The organism is Paraburkholderia sp. (genome assembly GCF_004298475.1).
Taxonomy (GTDB): Bacteria; Pseudomonadota; Gammaproteobacteria; order Burkholderiales; family Burkholderiaceae; genus Paraburkholderia; species Paraburkholderia denitrificans.
In genome coordinates this window covers 353,530-368,586 of the sequence record NZ_SCRP01000034.1, presented here as the reverse complement: position 1 = coordinate 368,586, position 15,057 = coordinate 353,530, and the positions used below count along the sequence as shown (strand labels likewise).

The 15,057-nt window shown below is 61.8% G+C and carries 21 protein-coding genes and 1 tRNA gene; 17 read left to right on the top strand and 5 right to left on the bottom strand.

Annotated features, from left to right (window positions below):
* The coding region (locus EPN59_RS18555; RefSeq protein ID WP_293039465.1) for a hypothetical protein at positions 1-231 on the top strand (231 nt) is incomplete at its 5' end.
* A 214-nt stretch (positions 232-445) separates the two neighbouring features.
* Here the strand turns inward: EPN59_RS18555 and EPN59_RS18550 are convergent.
* Positions 446-790, bottom strand: a complete 345-nt coding sequence (locus EPN59_RS18550; protein WP_293039467.1) for an excisionase family DNA-binding protein — start codon at positions 788-790, stop codon at positions 446-448.
* A gap of 356 nt (positions 791-1,146) precedes the next feature.
* Between EPN59_RS18550 and EPN59_RS18545 the strand changes: the two genes are divergently transcribed.
* The 13 genes from EPN59_RS18545 (at position 1,147) to EPN59_RS18485 (ending at position 8,988) form a co-directional block, all read left to right on the top strand.
* Entirely contained in the window at positions 1,147-1,317 is a 171-nt protein-coding gene (locus EPN59_RS18545; RefSeq protein WP_293039469.1) for a hypothetical protein, read from the top strand.
* On the top strand, positions 1,310-1,543 hold the full coding sequence (locus EPN59_RS18540; protein ID WP_293039471.1) for a hypothetical protein: 234 nt from the start codon (positions 1,310-1,312) through the stop codon (positions 1,541-1,543). Before EPN59_RS18545 ends, EPN59_RS18540 begins: the two co-directional genes overlap by 8 nt.
* The gene (locus tag EPN59_RS18535) at positions 1,543-1,884 is read left to right on the top strand and encodes a hypothetical protein (protein ID WP_293039473.1); all 342 of its coding nucleotides are present in this window, start codon (positions 1,543-1,545) and stop codon (positions 1,882-1,884) included. Before EPN59_RS18540 ends, EPN59_RS18535 begins: the two co-directional genes overlap by 1 nt.
* Positions 1,885-2,018: 134 nt before the next feature.
* Positions 2,019-3,290 (top strand): hypothetical protein, encoded by a 1,272-nt coding sequence (locus tag EPN59_RS18530; RefSeq protein ID WP_293039475.1) that lies wholly within the window; start codon positions 2,019-2,021, stop codon positions 3,288-3,290.
* Between the two features lie 159 nt (positions 3,291-3,449).
* Positions 3,450-3,719, top strand: coding sequence for a transcriptional regulator (locus tag EPN59_RS18525; protein WP_293039477.1), 270 nt, complete (start codon positions 3,450-3,452; stop codon positions 3,717-3,719).
* A 282-nt stretch (positions 3,720-4,001) separates the two neighbouring features.
* Complete coding sequence (locus tag EPN59_RS18520; RefSeq protein ID WP_293039479.1) at positions 4,002-4,805, top strand: hypothetical protein; 804 nt, start codon at positions 4,002-4,004, stop codon at positions 4,803-4,805.
* A 5-nt stretch (positions 4,806-4,810) separates the two neighbouring features.
* On the top strand, positions 4,811-5,320 hold the full coding sequence (locus EPN59_RS18515) for a histidine ammonia-lyase (protein ID WP_293039481.1): 510 nt from the start codon (positions 4,811-4,813) through the stop codon (positions 5,318-5,320).
* Positions 5,320-6,285, top strand: coding sequence for a DnaB-like helicase C-terminal domain-containing protein (locus tag EPN59_RS18510; protein WP_293039483.1), 966 nt, complete (start codon positions 5,320-5,322; stop codon positions 6,283-6,285). Before EPN59_RS18515 ends, EPN59_RS18510 begins: the two co-directional genes overlap by 1 nt.
* A gap of 45 nt (positions 6,286-6,330) precedes the next feature.
* The gene (locus EPN59_RS18505) at positions 6,331-6,732 is read left to right on the top strand and encodes a DUF5681 domain-containing protein (RefSeq protein ID WP_293039485.1); all 402 of its coding nucleotides are present in this window, start codon (positions 6,331-6,333) and stop codon (positions 6,730-6,732) included.
* Positions 6,722-6,925, top strand: a complete 204-nt coding sequence (locus EPN59_RS18500) for a hypothetical protein (RefSeq protein ID WP_293039487.1) — start codon at positions 6,722-6,724, stop codon at positions 6,923-6,925. Before EPN59_RS18505 ends, EPN59_RS18500 begins: the two co-directional genes overlap by 11 nt.
* A gap of 32 nt (positions 6,926-6,957) precedes the next feature.
* Positions 6,958-7,224 (top strand): hypothetical protein, encoded by a 267-nt coding sequence (locus tag EPN59_RS18495; RefSeq protein WP_293039489.1) that lies wholly within the window; start codon positions 6,958-6,960, stop codon positions 7,222-7,224.
* Positions 7,225-7,264: 40 nt separating this feature from the next.
* Positions 7,265-8,146, top strand: coding sequence for an SET domain-containing protein-lysine N-methyltransferase (locus tag EPN59_RS18490; protein WP_293039490.1), 882 nt, complete (start codon positions 7,265-7,267; stop codon positions 8,144-8,146).
* Positions 8,143-8,988 (top strand): hypothetical protein, encoded by an 846-nt coding sequence (locus EPN59_RS18485; RefSeq protein ID WP_293039492.1) that lies wholly within the window; start codon positions 8,143-8,145, stop codon positions 8,986-8,988. Before EPN59_RS18490 ends, EPN59_RS18485 begins: the two co-directional genes overlap by 4 nt.
* 101 nt (positions 8,989-9,089) lie before the next feature.
* On the opposite strand, the gene EPN59_RS18480 is transcribed toward EPN59_RS18485, so the two are convergent.
* The 3 genes from EPN59_RS18480 to hemN all read right to left on the bottom strand — a co-directional run bounded on the left by EPN59_RS18480 (position 9,090) and on the right by hemN (position 12,092).
* Positions 9,090-10,310 (bottom strand): integrase arm-type DNA-binding domain-containing protein, encoded by a 1,221-nt coding sequence (locus EPN59_RS18480; protein WP_293039495.1) that lies wholly within the window; start codon positions 10,308-10,310, stop codon positions 9,090-9,092.
* Positions 10,311-10,517: 207 nt separating this feature from the next.
* Positions 10,518-10,602, bottom strand: a tRNA-Leu gene (locus EPN59_RS18475).
* Between the two features lie 104 nt (positions 10,603-10,706).
* Complete coding sequence (gene hemN / locus EPN59_RS18470) at positions 10,707-12,092, bottom strand: oxygen-independent coproporphyrinogen III oxidase (protein WP_293039497.1); 1,386 nt, start codon at positions 12,090-12,092, stop codon at positions 10,707-10,709.
* Between the two features lie 215 nt (positions 12,093-12,307).
* On the opposite strand from hemN, the gene EPN59_RS18465 reads away from it, so the two are divergent.
* The 3 genes from EPN59_RS18465 (at position 12,308) to EPN59_RS18455 (ending at position 14,182) form a co-directional block, all read left to right on the top strand.
* Positions 12,308-12,610: a YkgJ family cysteine cluster protein gene (locus EPN59_RS18465; protein ID WP_293039499.1), complete on the top strand. Its 303-nt coding sequence runs from the start codon at positions 12,308-12,310 to the stop codon at positions 12,608-12,610.
* Between the two features lie 55 nt (positions 12,611-12,665).
* Positions 12,666-13,253, top strand: coding sequence for a DUF1439 domain-containing protein (locus EPN59_RS18460; RefSeq protein ID WP_293039501.1), 588 nt, complete (start codon positions 12,666-12,668; stop codon positions 13,251-13,253).
* An 80-nt stretch (positions 13,254-13,333) separates the two neighbouring features.
* Positions 13,334-14,182 (top strand): undecaprenyl-diphosphate phosphatase, encoded by an 849-nt coding sequence (locus EPN59_RS18455; protein WP_293039503.1) that lies wholly within the window; start codon positions 13,334-13,336, stop codon positions 14,180-14,182.
* A gap of 57 nt (positions 14,183-14,239) precedes the next feature.
* Here EPN59_RS18455 and trmB read toward each other — a convergent pair whose 3' ends face one another.
* Complete coding sequence (gene trmB, locus EPN59_RS18450; RefSeq protein ID WP_293039505.1) at positions 14,240-15,043, bottom strand: tRNA (guanosine(46)-N7)-methyltransferase TrmB; 804 nt, start codon at positions 15,041-15,043, stop codon at positions 14,240-14,242.
* Positions 15,044-15,057: the final 14 nt, after the last annotated feature.

Here is a 15,057-nt window from a genome sequence, read left to right as displayed (position 1 = left end):
CAGGCCAACCCCATCACGCAGGTGCCTGTCGACCAGCTTCTGTTTGAACCGCTCATCGTACTTCGTCATGAAAAACACCCCAAAGGCTGGATCGGCGTCCAACTTTTGGGGTGCAGTTCAGTCGCGGGTTTCTGTGGGTTTTCCGTACTGGCCGGAACTTGCCGGAATATTCTCTGGTGCTCGGGCCGGAATGAAATGTTGACGGCTAAGCCTTGTCAGATAAGCCGCTGATGATTTTCAGTCTTCAGAAAACCCCCAAAACAACCCCCGCATCGTGGCCCCTGCGTGGTTGCCAGCGTGCAACGAGGTAGGCGGCCTCGCCCGCGTCAGAACTGTCAGAGTGTTCAATCGCGTGATGGCCAGTTGCGGAAGTCCATCGGCAAGTCGTCCTCAGGTGCCGGCAGCCCGAGCGCCCGCGCCACGAAATCAGGATCTGCCGGTGCCACTAGTCGGGAAGCAGCGCCGCGTCGATCTGCTCAATCGGAATGCGGCCGCATTTGTTCAATCTGAACTGGCCTGCGTGCAGCATCTTGGAAACTGTGCTTCGGCTGAGCCCGAGCCTCTCAGCCGCCTGCTTAATCGTCACATGTGGCGGACGTAATGGTTTCTTTTCGAACAAATCAACGGCCTGCTTTGCGATGAGCAGTATTTGTTCGTCGGTCAGTTGTTCGTTGATCGGGCTTTGCGCGGCGGTGGCTGGGCGATCCGTGCCAATTCGTCGCGACAGTTCTTCGCTATCGCGCTTGAGCCTCGCAGCGATCGTGCGTAGGTCTTCCCCTTGGTCTGCCATGATTCGCTCCCGAAGTGGAGCGTCCATCTTGCCACTGTTGCCGAGTGCCGAGGTTTACAAATTCCCGCTTGACGGCCGGCGGCCGGTGGAACTACCCTGCGAATGCTGCTGAAACAACAGCGGCTCGGGTTTGGCGACCTGACATGCTCTCTGGCGCAAGGAAGCCGCGCCGTCGTTCGACCCGCGGCTTTGCTTTTTGCGCACGCCTTCGCACGCCTTCAATGGGCGGGCCTGGGTGGGGAGACCTTCGGGTCTGCCGGTATCCAGAGACGCCGGTTCGCCAACCCTGCTCAGTGCCCGCTCACCCCGTTTGGCGACGGGAGCGGGTTGCTCAACCTGTCTCTGGAGGCCGCATCATGCGCCAAACACCCGCTCGTTCTGAGCAAACACAATCCCCGCTTGAAATCATCCGCGCTGCCCTGCGCGACGCTGCAACCGCGCCGACCGTGTTCGATGCGCTCGACGTGACCGGCGACGCCCTGCGCCGCCTTGCCGAGCTTGCCCGCGCGGAGGTGGCGCATGGCTAATCTCACCCCCGCAAAACTGGCAGAGCGTGCGCGTGCCGAAATCAGTGCCGCCGCCGATGCGCTGCTCCGCACCAATGCGCTGCTCGTTGTCATCAAGAAGGCAGTGGATGAAAGCAACCTCGATGGCCTGTGTGCTCACTCGCTAATCGAAACGGCGCTCGAACTCACGGGCGTCTATGCCGAGCGCGCCGACGCGGAAGCCGATTTTTTTGCGGAGGTGCATTGATGAGCGAGCAAAGCTATCTCGAACAAAGCTTTCCCCGCTTTTCTGAACCGGTCGTGACGGCGGCGCGCGAGGGGCGCCTTGATGCCGCGCCGCTGGTTGACGTGCTCGAACGCGCGTTAATCGTTGCCAGCGGTGTGGCCGCAGTGTTGCAGCTTGAGACCGTGAATATCGTCCGCGGCGAAGTGAGTACACCCGATGACGGGCTGGAGTCGCCGCTGTCGAGCGGCATCATGCACAGGCTCTTGGAACTTGCTCGCGTGTCCGCGGAGTCGCTGGAACGCGACATCGAGCGCGTCGCTGACTGGGCGGATAAGTGCTGTGCCCCGGAAGGAAAGGGCTGAGGTAATGGCCACCGCCAGTAAAGACGTTTTGGCATAATCGTTTTTACCGCGCCTAGCTCGACGGGGCGAAAACCGGGTTCCCTGACCCGTTGGCGCGGCTCCTCCTCAGGGCATATGTGCAGGGACGTAGAGACATGAGTGCGACTTACTTGTCGCTCGACGCGGCATGCAAGGAACTCAAGTGCCGTCTTGGTCGGCCAACATCGACCAGTGATGTACTGCGCGCAGCTGGCCACGCAGCGATCGACATTTATTGCGAACTCGCCGGCCATAACCTGCTCGGGGAATATCACGGTCCATCGATCGATGGTCATGGCGACGACGTGAACGAGGTTATCCCGGATGGTATCTATCAACTCACGATCGACGGGGGACCGCCATCAAGGTACCTGCTTGCTCTCGCGAAAGGGGGCGCGTGGAAGTTGGAGGACCAGCCGCATGAAGGCATAACGCTTTTCCTGCCTGGCGATGCTGACGATTTAGGCCGGCCTGCTTGGGACGTCGTCGAGGGCGCCGCGCTGCCCGAGCAAAGCGACAACTTTGATCCTGATGCCATTCCCGAGCATGAGCACATATTCGAGCTCGAATATGTGCCGCCCCGGTGGCTTCCAGGTGCTGACGAATTGCGCATAGGGGTTTCGACGCTCGATGCCTTGGAGTGTCGATTGGCGATAGACCAAGCGCAAAAGGTCAAGCAGCGCGCCGAAGTCTCCAAGGCGCCGCCGCCGATTGAGCATTTACCGGACCGTCCACTGGTGCTGGAATGGGACTATCAATTCGAGAAGCCGAACTGGGACAGATGGAGCAAGCTTGACGGGGCCTTTCTATGGGAGGCAGCGTGCCTGGCAGCGGATATTGAGCCGCCGCAGCCTGGACAAAAGGGAATCTTTTGTCTGAGTCAGTTGAGTGTGTTCCCCGCGGCGTTTGACAACGTTTGGGACGCGGTGAATCGGGACGCCTACATCTCGGCGAACGTGGAACCAAAACCCGACAGCGGACGAATGATGTACCCCGTGCGGATAGATGAATTTGCACATTGGGCATTGCGTAAGGGATTTTCGTTGCCCGCGGCGATGCAAGAGCGGGCCATGCAGTACAGTGCGGGTCAAGAGGAGATCGAGGTGCGCAGCCACAACGGCAGAGTCCAATTACAAGCTAGCGCCTCTGAGACAGACGCGGGCCGCTGGCCTTGGGGCAGTCACGAAACACAGCTACTACGTAAGCTCGGGGAAGCGGCTGAGACGTTCTGGAAACGCTACGATCCGACGGACCCTACGACGGCGCCGACGAATGACCAGGTTCGAGACTGGCTGACAGCGCAAGGTGTATCGAAACGAACTGCTGAAGTCATGGCAACGATCTTGCGCGCCGACGGATTGCCTACCGGTCCACGCACATCTGCATAGAGGAATTCCCCGCGCCCATTCTTGGCCTTATTTGATAAGGGTTTCCGAGATTTACCGCAGTTCCCCGCGCTAAGTTCACGCAGTGAACTGCGGCTATTTTTACAATATCCGTTAATTTACGCTGGCTCCATTGCAATCGACGCCTCAGGAGGCACCGCAATGGCTCGCAAATCAGCTGACGTACAACGCACTGGCGAAGTATCCGTCAACGCTCCTCAAACGCTTCCCGCTGTCGGGTTCTCTCGCTGGGAGCAACTCCGGCAGTTCATCCCCGTCAGCCGCGAAACGTGGCGCAAGCTGGTCAAGGAAGGCCGCGCGCCACAGCCGCAGCGCTGGACCGAGCGTTGCACCGTGTACAGCAACGAGGAAGTCCATCGCTGGATGAAGAATCCGGCGGCCTATCAAGTGCAGATCTCGATCGCTGTATAAGGGGCTCGCGACGATGGCGAACCTCACGACTCGCGCGCCCTGCGTCGGCGGTGTTCGGTTGCATAGCCGGTCGATGCGCACGGCCGCCTCTTCTGCAGCCGCGTTTGGACAATCTATCGACGATCATGCGCGCGAGCTGCGCATTGACGCACTCGGTCGCCTGGTATGCGCGGCTCAGACGCGTGTACTGCGCGCTCGCTGCAGTCATCTCATGCTGGCGGAAATCAGGACGCGCAGCGCTGCCCAGATCCGTCGCATGGAAGCCGCGTTGAGGGTGTTGGCATGACGCGCCCATCTTTCCAGTTTTACCCGGGCGACTGGCAGGCGAACAGCAACCTGCGGCGCTGCACCCATGCCGAGAAGGGCGTGTGGATCGACGTGATGTGCCTCCTACATGACTCCGAAGAGTACGGTGTGCTGCGCTGGCCGCTCAAGGAAATCGCACAGGCAATCGGCGCATCGCTCGCCACGCTCAAGAGCATCGTCAACAAGGGTGTCCTGAAGGGCGCGGATAAGGGGCAGACGTGCGCGGCGTGCATCTACGTCCCGCGATCCGGGCGTCGTGACGGTGAGCCAGTGACGCTGGTTGCCGGGCAGGATGGGCCAATCTGGTACTCGTCGCGGATGGTCAAGGATGAGTATGTCCGCTCGGTTCGTGGCGAGTCGTCGCGCTTTCAGAGCGAAGGTGACGGTGCATCGAAGGATGCACCAAAGCCCCCCTTTGGTGATAGCACCAAAGCTTCACCAAAGCCCCCCTTAGGTGACGGCTCTTCATTTTCATCTTCGTCTTCAAAAAGACAAAAACAACGCGCTCCGCGCTTCGATGCGCAAGCGCATCTCGAATCTTTGGGCGTGCCCTCAGATCTCGCACAGGACTGGCTTGCGGTGCGCAAGGCGAAACGGCTCGCACCTACCGTTACCGCTTTTGACGACACCAGCGCCGAGGCGGCCAAGGCAGGGATCTCGATGACCGATGCGCTGCGAACCTGCGTGGTCCGCGGTTGGGGTGGCTTCAAGGCTGACTGGCTGACATCCGGTAGCGGCCGCATCAACGGGCACGGCAGTTCGGACAGCGTATTCGGGTGAGCGCCATGGATCTTCGCTATCCCCGCAACTCTGCCGAACTTATTGCCATGCGCAAGAGCGGCAACGTGTCCGCGCTTCCGGTGCTCGTCACGCTGGCGGGCCCGTTGCCCTATGCCAACGTCACGCTGTCGGCGCATGCCGGAGAACGGTACGACTGGAACCCGGTTCGCGCGCTCGATATCGAGGTGTTTGCGTCCGCCAGCGTGCCGTGGGACTCGCTGCTGCGGACGCTCGCCGACATTGCCGCGATCGTGCCCAACACGCTCGTGCTGACGTTCCGTGAAGGTCCGCGTATCCACTGCGGCGAGACGCGCACGGTACCGGGCCAGGACTTCGCCTTGTTCGACTGGTTCCCGATGCCCGTCGAGACGACACGCTGGGCCGCATCACGGACGCTCGCGCGCCGATTGCTGGCCGCTCTTGGCGACATGCTGCCGAACCCATACGACCGCGCATGTGAGCTGGCGATCGAGCTGCTCGTCGAGCAAAACGCAACCGTTACGGAGGTGGCCTGATGGCCCGCACGATTCCCGACAACATCGACTGGGAGGCGTACGCATGCGCCGAGGACGATGGCCGCGCCGACGTGCGCCCTGCACACGAGTTCATTGATGAGCTCGTCGAGCACCTGTACGGCGCCGAGCAGCAACAGATCGGCGTCGCTTCGCCGTGGCCCAGTGTCGGTGGCGACCTCATGTTTCGCCCGGGTGAGGTGTCGCTTTGGGGTGGCGTGAACGGCCACGGTAAATCCGCCGTGCTCGGCTACGCCATGCTGCACGCCATGACCGCGGGCGAGCGCACCTGCATTGCATCGATGGAAATGCGCCCGCGCGCAACGATGGAGCGCCTCGCGCGCCAGGCTGCGTGCAACGAGAAGCCGGCTGGCGGCTATTTGCAGGGCTTCGGCCGCTGGACCAATGACCGGCTGTGGATCTACAACCACGTCGGGACTGTGCCGCGAAACCGCATGATCGCGGTCTCGCGATACTGCCGCAAGGAGCTCGGCGTCTCGCACATGGTGATCGATAGCCTGCTCAAGTGCGGCATCGCGCCCGACGACTACGCGGGCCAGAAGTCGTTCGTCGACGAGCTGTGCGCACTGGCCCGGGACACCGATCTGCACATCCACCTCGTGCATCACGCGCGCAAGCGCGAGAAGGAATCCGACGTGCCCGACAAGTTCGACCTGAAAGGCGCGGGTGAGATTACCGACCTCGTCGACAACGTGCTGATCGTCCATCGCAACAAGCGCAAGGAGGCTGATCTGCGCAAGACAGATCTATCCGACGAGAAGCGCGCGTCGATCGAAGGGCAGGCCGACACGGTGCTGATATGCGCGAAGCAACGCCACTACACCTGGGAGGGAAACGTGCGGCTTTGGTTCGATCCGGCCAGTTTGCAGTTTCGGGACGATCCGAATGCGCCAGGGCGATATCTGGATCTGGACTCTGGATCGTGGAGCCAAGTATGGCAACGGTAACTGGCGGCCACGTTGACCTGCACAGATCAAGGGAAAAACAACGACATGGGGTTCAAAAAGGGGGTATCGGGCAATCCGGCCGGCCGCAAGCGAGGCACACCCGACAAGCGCACGGCGCTGCGCGAACTGCTGCAGCCGCACGCCGAGGGCCTCGTGAAGAAGGCTGTCGAACTGGCGCTGGCGGGCGACACGACGGCGCTGCGCATCTGCATCGATCGGTGCATCCCGGCGATCAAGGCGAAGGATCAGCCGATCAGCCTGAAGGGTTTGAACGGCACACCGGCGCAGATGGGCAAAACGGTTTTGCAGGCAATGGCGGCGGGAAAGATCACGCCCGACGAAGCAGCCGCGGTGATGCAGGTTGTCACCGCGCAGTTGAGGGTTATCGAGGTCGACGACCTTGTGAAACGCATCGAGGCCTTGGAGGGCAACGGCAATGCCAAGTAGCAGCACTCTCAGAACACGCATCGAGCAACTGGAGCAGCGGCAACCTCCTGCGGATGCCCCGCGACTGGTGGTGATCGTGGCGATGGGCGATCCCGAGGAGCGTCCCCGCCTCGTCGGTCGGCCCGGGCACATCCACTTCGAGGCAGTACCTGAAGGCATGACCCTGGAAGATGTTGAACGTCTGTACCGCTAAACCAATTCAGCGCAGTGGCGAGGAGCAGAGCAATGGGAAGCAGTCTCAAGTCGCGAGTGACGCAGCTCGAAAGAGAACTCTCGAGTTCGATTAATCCGCTGGTCATCGTGATCCGGCGCTTCGGTGATGGACATCCTGTGGGTGTCGAATGGAACGGTGAGATGTACGAACTCGATGCCGGCGAAACGATGGGCGAACTGGAGGCACGGCTCGCTGCGGAAATCAATCGCCAGCTACCCCGCGGCGCCCGAACACTGCGACCTGTTGTGATCGACGAGAACGATTTTCTTGTCCTGTGACGTGATAGTCCGATTTCCAACAATCCGTGAGGAGGGGTGTATGTCCGACGTAACGAGCGAAATGCACTTGCTGCAATTCGCGAAAGCCATAGACAGATTCGATCAGCCGGTGGCCCGTGAAAAGATCATGGCTCTGGAACGGGAAATCCAGAAGATGCCGCAAGTCGACTGCCCGGTGCGCCACTACTTCGCCCCCGGCATGTACGCGCGCGAGATGACGATTCCAGCGGGCGTGGCGGTCACGGGGGCGGTGCATCGCCACGAGCACCTGTGCACCGTTTCGAAGGGGCGCCTGCTGGTGCTAGACGACGAGTTCATGAGGGAGATTCAGGCACCCTGCACGCTGGTCTCCAAGGCAGGGAAGAAGCGCGTCGGGTACGCACTGGAGGAAACGGTCTGGACGACCTATCACTGCACCACAAAAACCGATCTCGACGAAATCATGATCGAGATTACCGAGTCGACGAACGCTGAACTGATCGGCGGACGCGACAACGTGCAGATGCGGAATAACCGCGCTGCGGAGGATCGTGCCGACTACGCGCGCTTTCTCGTCGAGTATGGTCTGGCGCAGGATGTGGTGACAAGGCTGGTCGAGAATCCGTACGACCAGATTAACGTTCCAATCGAGACGCTCGAACTGCGCGATTCGCTGATCGCCGGGCGGGGGATGTTCGCCAAGCGAGACTTCAACCCGGACGAATTTATTGCTCCGGCCCGGGTCAAGGGGTTTCGCACTCCGGCGGGAAGATACCTGAATCACTCGGCCAAGCCGAATGCCAGGTTTGTGGATCTGTTCAACGGAAATCTAGCGCTGGTTGCCAATCGCCTTATTCGGTCAGGCGATGAGGTTGTGGTCGACTACAGGCAGGCCATGCGGGTCAACGGGGCAGGGTTCAAGCCTATCGGGGGTGAAGTATGAGTTCCGCAATCGGAGCAGCAATTGGAATCGGCACATTCTCTGCGGGGGCACTGGGAGGAACGATTGGAGCCGTAGGGTCACTCGGCAGCGCTCTCATTGGAAGCAATGCAGCGTCGAACGCCGCCAATGAGCAGGCTGCGGCAGCGGGAAACGCCACTGCAGCACAGTTGCAGATGTTCAACACGACGCAGGGGAATCTTCAGCCGTACATGCAGACCGGCAACAATGCTCTGAACGGTCTGACGTGGTTTGCGAACCAGGACAACAATCAGCAACTCAATTACCCCAAGTTCTCGTTCAACTACGACCCGTCGCAAGACCCCGAGTACAACTTCCTGCTCAAGCAGGGGACGAACGCGATCACAAGCCAGGCCTCGGCGCTCGGTGGCGTGAATTCCGGGGCGACGCTCAAGGCTCTATCCGACTATGGTCAGCAGACTGCACTGGGTTCGTACCAGAACGAGCTCAATAACGCATTGACCTCGTACAACACGAATTTCAACACGTGGAATTCGAACCTCAACAACATCTTCAGTCGCCTCTATAACACGGCGAGTTTGGGCGAGAACGCGGCAGCGGGGGTTGGCAATGCGGCCATCCAGACAGGACAGTCGATCGGCAACAACATGATCGGCGCCGGTAACGCACAGGCGGCTGGCACCGTTGGTTCTGCGAATGCGCTTTCTGGAGGAATCACGAGCCTGCTGAACAACCAGGCGTTCCTGAACTCGTTTGGCGGTAACTCTGGGGCATCCGGCCTTGTTGGAGGCCAGAGCGCATTGAATTTTGCCAACTCCACAGGCGATCCATTGGGTTCGCTGATTTCCTCTCAGGGGTGGTAAATGCCGGTCGATCCGAACAACTACGGCGAACTAAAAGGATCGCTATTGATTGCGCAAAAGGAAAAATCGACGACATATATCAAGGATGCCTTCCGAAAGCGTTAGAAGCGAGTCCCCGCGTTGAGCTGAATGACCGCAGCGCCCGCCTTGATTCGATCAAGGTAGTTAGCCCACTTCTGCATCATCGCGCGGCGCTCCTTGATGAATCGCGTGCGGTTGTATGCGCCACCGAGATTGTCGGGGACCGCGTGCGCGAGCTGGTGCTCGATGACCTCGGGCTTCTGCTCGAGCTCTTCATGCAGGATCGTGCGCGCCATGGCCCGGAAGCCGTGGCCGGTAATCTCGGTGCGAGTGTCGTAGCCAAGACGGCGCAAGGCCGCATTAATGGTTGCCTCACTCATGGGCCGCTTACGGTCGCGTGCGCCGGGAAACACGTAGCGATCTGAGCCGGTGAGCGCGTGCAGATCGCGCAGGATTGCGACGGCTTGCGTGGCGAGCGGCACGAGGTGGGCCGTCGTCGTCTTGGTGACGAGGTAGCGCCACTCGCCTTTATCGAGGTCGAATTGCTCCCATTCCGCCTTGCGTAGCTCGCCGGGGCGCACGAACAACATCGGCGCAAGCTTGAGGGCGCACTGCACCGGGAACGTGCCGGTGAAGCCGTCGAACGCGCGAAGCATCTCGCCAACCTTGGCGGGCTCCGTGATCGAAGCGAAGTGCATCGTCTGGGCAGGCGGAATCGCGCCGAGCAGGTCGCGCGCCGGATCGTTCTTGCAGAAGCCTTCCTTGATCCCGTAGCGGAACACGCGGCTGATCTCGCTGCGGAGCCGGTGTGCCGTGAAGCGCGCGCCGCGGCTGTCGACGCGCTTCATCACGTCGAGGATTTCCGGTGCCTCGATCTCGGAGATAGGGCGCTTGCCGAGCCACGGGAAGGCGTCGTTCTTGAAGCGCGCCAGCGTCTTGTCGTACTGCGCCGGTTCGACATAGGGACGTCGCTCGTCCATCCAGGCGAGGGCGACGGCTTCGAACGAGTTGGCGGCAGCCAGCTTCGCGGCCCGTTTGTCCGCCTTCTTCGCATCGCCCGGGTCGACGCCGCCCGCCAGCTTCTCGCGCGCGGCGTCGCGCCGTTTGCGTGCCTCTGCGATTGAGACGTCGGGATACATGCCGAGCGCGAGGCTCTTCTCTTTCCCGTTGATCCGATACTTGAGCACCCAGCGCTTACCGCCGGCCGGGGTGATCAGCAGGAACAGGCCGCCAGCATCAAACAGCTTCTGCTGCTTGGCTGCGGGCTTGGCATTGCGGACTGCTAGTTCGGTAAGAGCCATGGGGTGCTCCGTGCGCCGGTCGCGGGGGTGTTTTCGGGGGTCTTTTCCGCTATCGATTTGCCGGAACCCCAGACGACCCCTGAAAAAACCCCAGAGCGGGGGTTGTTTGTACTAGTGGAAGTTGGGAGTAGTTTGCAACAAAAAAACCCGCGAGACTAGATCTGGCGGGGTTCTTTGGGAGAACGTTGTGAACGTTGGGATATTCTTTGGTGCCTCGGGCCGGAATCGAACCGGCACTCCTTTCGGAACCGGATTTTGAGTCCGGCGCGTCTACCAATTTCACCACCGAGGCGTCTTTCAGACGCTATCTGCTGCCGTTGGCGGCCGATAGCGCGTGAATTAGCCGAAGATTATGACGCAATTCGGCCCGCCCGGCAACCGGGGCCGCTATGTCGTTCAAACGGTGCGGGAGAACCGCTCCGAGCGTTGCGTGCCGAGGTACTGGTCGAACACCATCGCAATATTGCGCACGAACATGCGTCCGGCCGGCAACACGTCGATGCGGTTCGTGCTGCACGCCACGAGGCCGTCTTCCTCGAACGCGCGCAGGCGCTCCAGTTCGGACGCGAACGCGGTCGCGAAACGGATGCCGTAGGCGGCTTCGAACAAGTCGAAGCGCAGTTCGAGGTTGCACATCAGCTGGGTGATGATGTCGCGGCGCAGACGGTCCTCGGCGCTCAGCTTCACGCCGCGGACGATCGCGAGGCGTTCGTCGTTGATCGCCGCGCCGTAGCCCGGCAGATCCTTCGCGTTTTGCGCGTAGAGATCGCCGACCTTGCCGATCGCCGATGCGCCGAAACCGATCAGGTCGCAGTCCCGGCGCGTGCTGTAGCCCTGGAAATTGCGATGCAGCGTGCCCTGCTTCTGCGCAATCGCGAGTTCGTCGGTGGGCAGCGCGAAGTGGTCCATGCCGATGTAGACGTAGCCCGCTTCGGTCAGCTGCTCGATCACGAGCTGCAGCAGCGCGAGCCGCGTGTCCGGCGTGGGGAGCGTGCTGGCGTCCATCTGCCGCTGCATCTTGAAGAGCTGCGGCAAGTGCGCGTAGCCGAAGACCGAAAGACGATCGGGCGCGAGCAGCAGGATCGTTTCGAGCGTGCGGCGAAAGCTTGCCACCGTCTGATGCGGCAGGCCGTAGATCAGATCGACGCTGATCGACTCGAAGCCGTTTGCACGCGCCGCGTTCATGCAGTCGACAGTCAGTTCGAGCGGCTGGATGCGGTTGACCGCGCGCTGCACGACCGGATCGAAGTCCTGCACGCCGAGGCTCATGCGGTTGAAGCCGAGCCCGCGCAGATGAGCGATCGTAGCCGGCGACGCCTCGCGCGGATCGATCTCGATCGAATATTCGCCTTCGTCGTTCGGGAGCAGCCTGAAATGCTCGCGCGTGGCGGCCATTAGCGTGCTCATTTCTTCAGGCGAAAGGAACGTCGGCGTGCCGCCGCCCCAGTGCAGCTGCGAAACCGGACGATGCGTGTTGAAGAGCTTCGCCTGCAGTTCGATTTCGTGGATCAGCTGCTTCAGGTACGGCTTGGCGCGTCCGCGGTTCTTCGTAATGACTTTGTTGCAGCCGCAATAAAAACAGACGGTGTCGCAGAACGGAATGTGGAAGTAGAGCGAGAGGTCGGTTTCTTCGGCGCCCGGATCGGAGGCGGCGCGGCGGTACTGGGCCAGATCGAAGTCGTCGCGGAACTGGAGGGCCGTGGGGTAAGACGTGTAGCGCGGACCGTTCGTACCGTATTTGGCGATCAGGTCGGGGCGGAAAATCAGGTCGGCGTCGCTCATGCAAGGGCTCTCATAGGTGGCGCGCCGTAAAATTGCTCCCTGCGCCGCACTGGACGGCACATCGGACGACAAATTTTCTGGCGCCAGTTTGATCTAGTTTAAAAGGGCACACGTTGCTCCGATTGTGTAAAAAGGTCGCATAGTGCAGTGGCACAATGCCGCCTGGTCCGTCGCACGGCGGCGGACCAGACGGCATAAATCGCTTCAGGAAACAGATGATCAGTTCCGCTTCCCCTTTCGACGTACCAGGGCACGCGTGCCGCCCCGGCTGCGGCGCGTGCTGTATCGCACCCTCGATTACCGGCCCGATTCCGGGCATGCCTCACGGCAAGCCCGCGGGCGTGCGCTGCGTGCAGCTCGGCGACGATCTGCAATGCGCGATCTTCGGCTCGCCGTTGCGGCCCGCGTGCTGCGACGGACTGCAGCCGCAAGCCGACATGTGCGGCGCGTCGCGTGAGGAGGCGATTATATGGCTCACGTGGCTCGAAACCGAGACGCAGCCATCGCACCAGGCCTGAATCCATTTCGCATTATTATGCTGCGGCGTTGCGCCGCCCATCAGGGAGATTTCGCATGACCCACTCCGCAACGCGCGTTTCCCGGCGTGCCTTCCTCCTCGCGGCCTGTGCCACGGCGGGATCGGTCGTGTCGCTGGGCGCGTGTGCGACGGGGACCTTTCCGTTCATCCCCGATCACTACACGTTCTCGCAGCAACAGGTACAGGCCGCGGTCCAGCGCAAGTTCCCGTACCGGCGCGAGGTGCAGCAGCTCTTCGATGTTGCGCTGACGAATCCGGTGGTCACGCTGCTGCCCGAGCGCAATCGCGTCGCGGTGAAGCTCGATGCGCAGCTCGAAAGTCCGCTCATGCAGCAGCCGGTGAGCGGCGTGTTCACGCTGTCGAGCGAACTGGCCTGGGACGGCGAGCGCCACGCCGTTGTGCTGAAGCAGCCGTCGGTCGACAGCGTCGACATGCAGGGCGCCGCCGCAGCTTATGGCCAGCAGGTCGGCGCAGTGGCGGCGCTCGCTGCGGCGCAGTTGCTCGACCACTATGCCGTCTATACGTTCAAGCCCGAGCAACTGCAGTTCGCCGGAGTCAGCTACGAACCGGGTACAATCTCGGTCCTTACAAATGGCATACGCGTGCAGATCGTCGAGAAATGAACTGACGAAACGCCGCTGCGCGCAGCCGTCGGCGGGCGCGCGCGTGGTCCGTCCGGCGCGAACCTTCGCGAGGAGAACGGATGGACTGGTTGATGATCTGCAAGGCCCTGATTCTGGGCGTCGTCGAAGGGCTGACTGAGTTTCTGCCCGTTTCCAGCACCGGCCATCTGATCGTGGCCGGCAGCATCCTCAAATTCGAGGGCGACTACGCCAAGAGCTTTGACGTCGTGATCCAGCTCGGCGCGATTCTCGCGGTCTGCTGGGAATTTCGCCGCAAGATCGGCAGCGTGATCGTCGGTCTGCCCGCGCGTTCCGACGCCCGGCGCTTCACGTTGAACGTGATCGTCGCAACCGTGCCGGCCGTCGTGCTCGGCCTGCTGTTCGAGCGGGCGATCAAGTCGGTGCTGTTCGCGCCTCTGCCCGTCGCGCTCGCGCTCATCGCGGGCGGGATCGTCATTTTCTGGGTGGAACGGCACCAGCGCCGCAGCGGTGCGCCAGTTGCGCAGACAAGCGCGCGCGTACGCTCGATCGACGAAATCTCGCCCATCGATGCACTGAAGGTCGGTTTCGCGCAGTGTTTTGCGCTGATTCCGGGCATGTCGCGCTCGGGCTCGACGATCATCGGTGCGATGTTGTTCGGCTTCGAGCGGCGCGTCGCGACTGAATTTTCGTTTTTTCTCGCGATCCCCGTGATCTTCGGCGCAACCGTCTACGAGCTGCACAAGAACTGGCACGGGCTCCCGGCCGACTGGCTCGGTGTTGTCGGTGTCGGCTTCGTCGCCGCGTTTGTGAGCGCGTTCCTGTGCGTGCGCTGGCTGTTGCGCTTCGTCGCTTCGCACGATTTCACCGCATTCGCCTGGTACCGGATCGTGCTTGGCCTCGTCATTCTGCTGGCCGGTTACGGCGGCTGGCTCGGCTTCGACGCGTAAACGAAAACGGGGCGCTTCAGTGAAAAGCGCCCCGTTTTTTTATCGTGTGAAGAGCGATCAGCCCGCTGCGCGGCGGCGGAACACCAGGTCCCATACGCCATGGCCGAGGCGCAGGCCGCGGCGCTCGAACTTCGTCACCGGACGATAGTCCGGGCGCGGCGCGTAATCGGCGGCCGTATTCGCGAGCCCCGGCTCGGCGCTCAGTACCTCGAGCATCTGCTCCGCGTAGTTCTGCCAGTCGGTTGCGCAGTGCAGATAGGCGCCCGGTTTCATGCGCGACACGAGGAGTTCCACGAACTTCGGCTGGATCAGACGGCGCTTGTGGTGGCGCGCCTTGTGCCATGGATCCGGGAAGAAGATGTGGACGCCGTCGAGGCTCCCCGGCGCGATCATCTGTTCGAGTACCTCGACCGCGTCGTGCTGGATGATGCGGATGTTCGAGAGGTTCTGCTCGCCAATCAGCTTGAGCAGCGCGCCGACGCCCGGTTCATGGACCTCGACGCCGAGAAAGTCGTCGCCGGTACGCAGCGCTGCGATTTCCGCCGTGCTCGCACCCATCCCGAAGCCGATTTCCAGTACGCGCGGCGCGCTACGGCCGAATACGGCGTCCCAGTTGGCCTGCTCAGGCGTATACGGCACCACGAAACGCGGACCGAGTTCGTCGAGCGCGCGGCGCTGGCCCGGCGACGTGCGGCCCGCGCGCGTCACGAAGCTGCGGATGCGGCGGCGGTGCAGGACGTCGCCGGCAGCATTTTCTTGCGCTTCTTCGTGCGGTTCGTTGTGCGCCTGGTCGTGCGCTTCGGCGGACGCGTCGGAGGGCAGGCAGTCGGACGGGACTGCGTCGTTCGGATCGTGAATCATGTTCGAGGATGGGA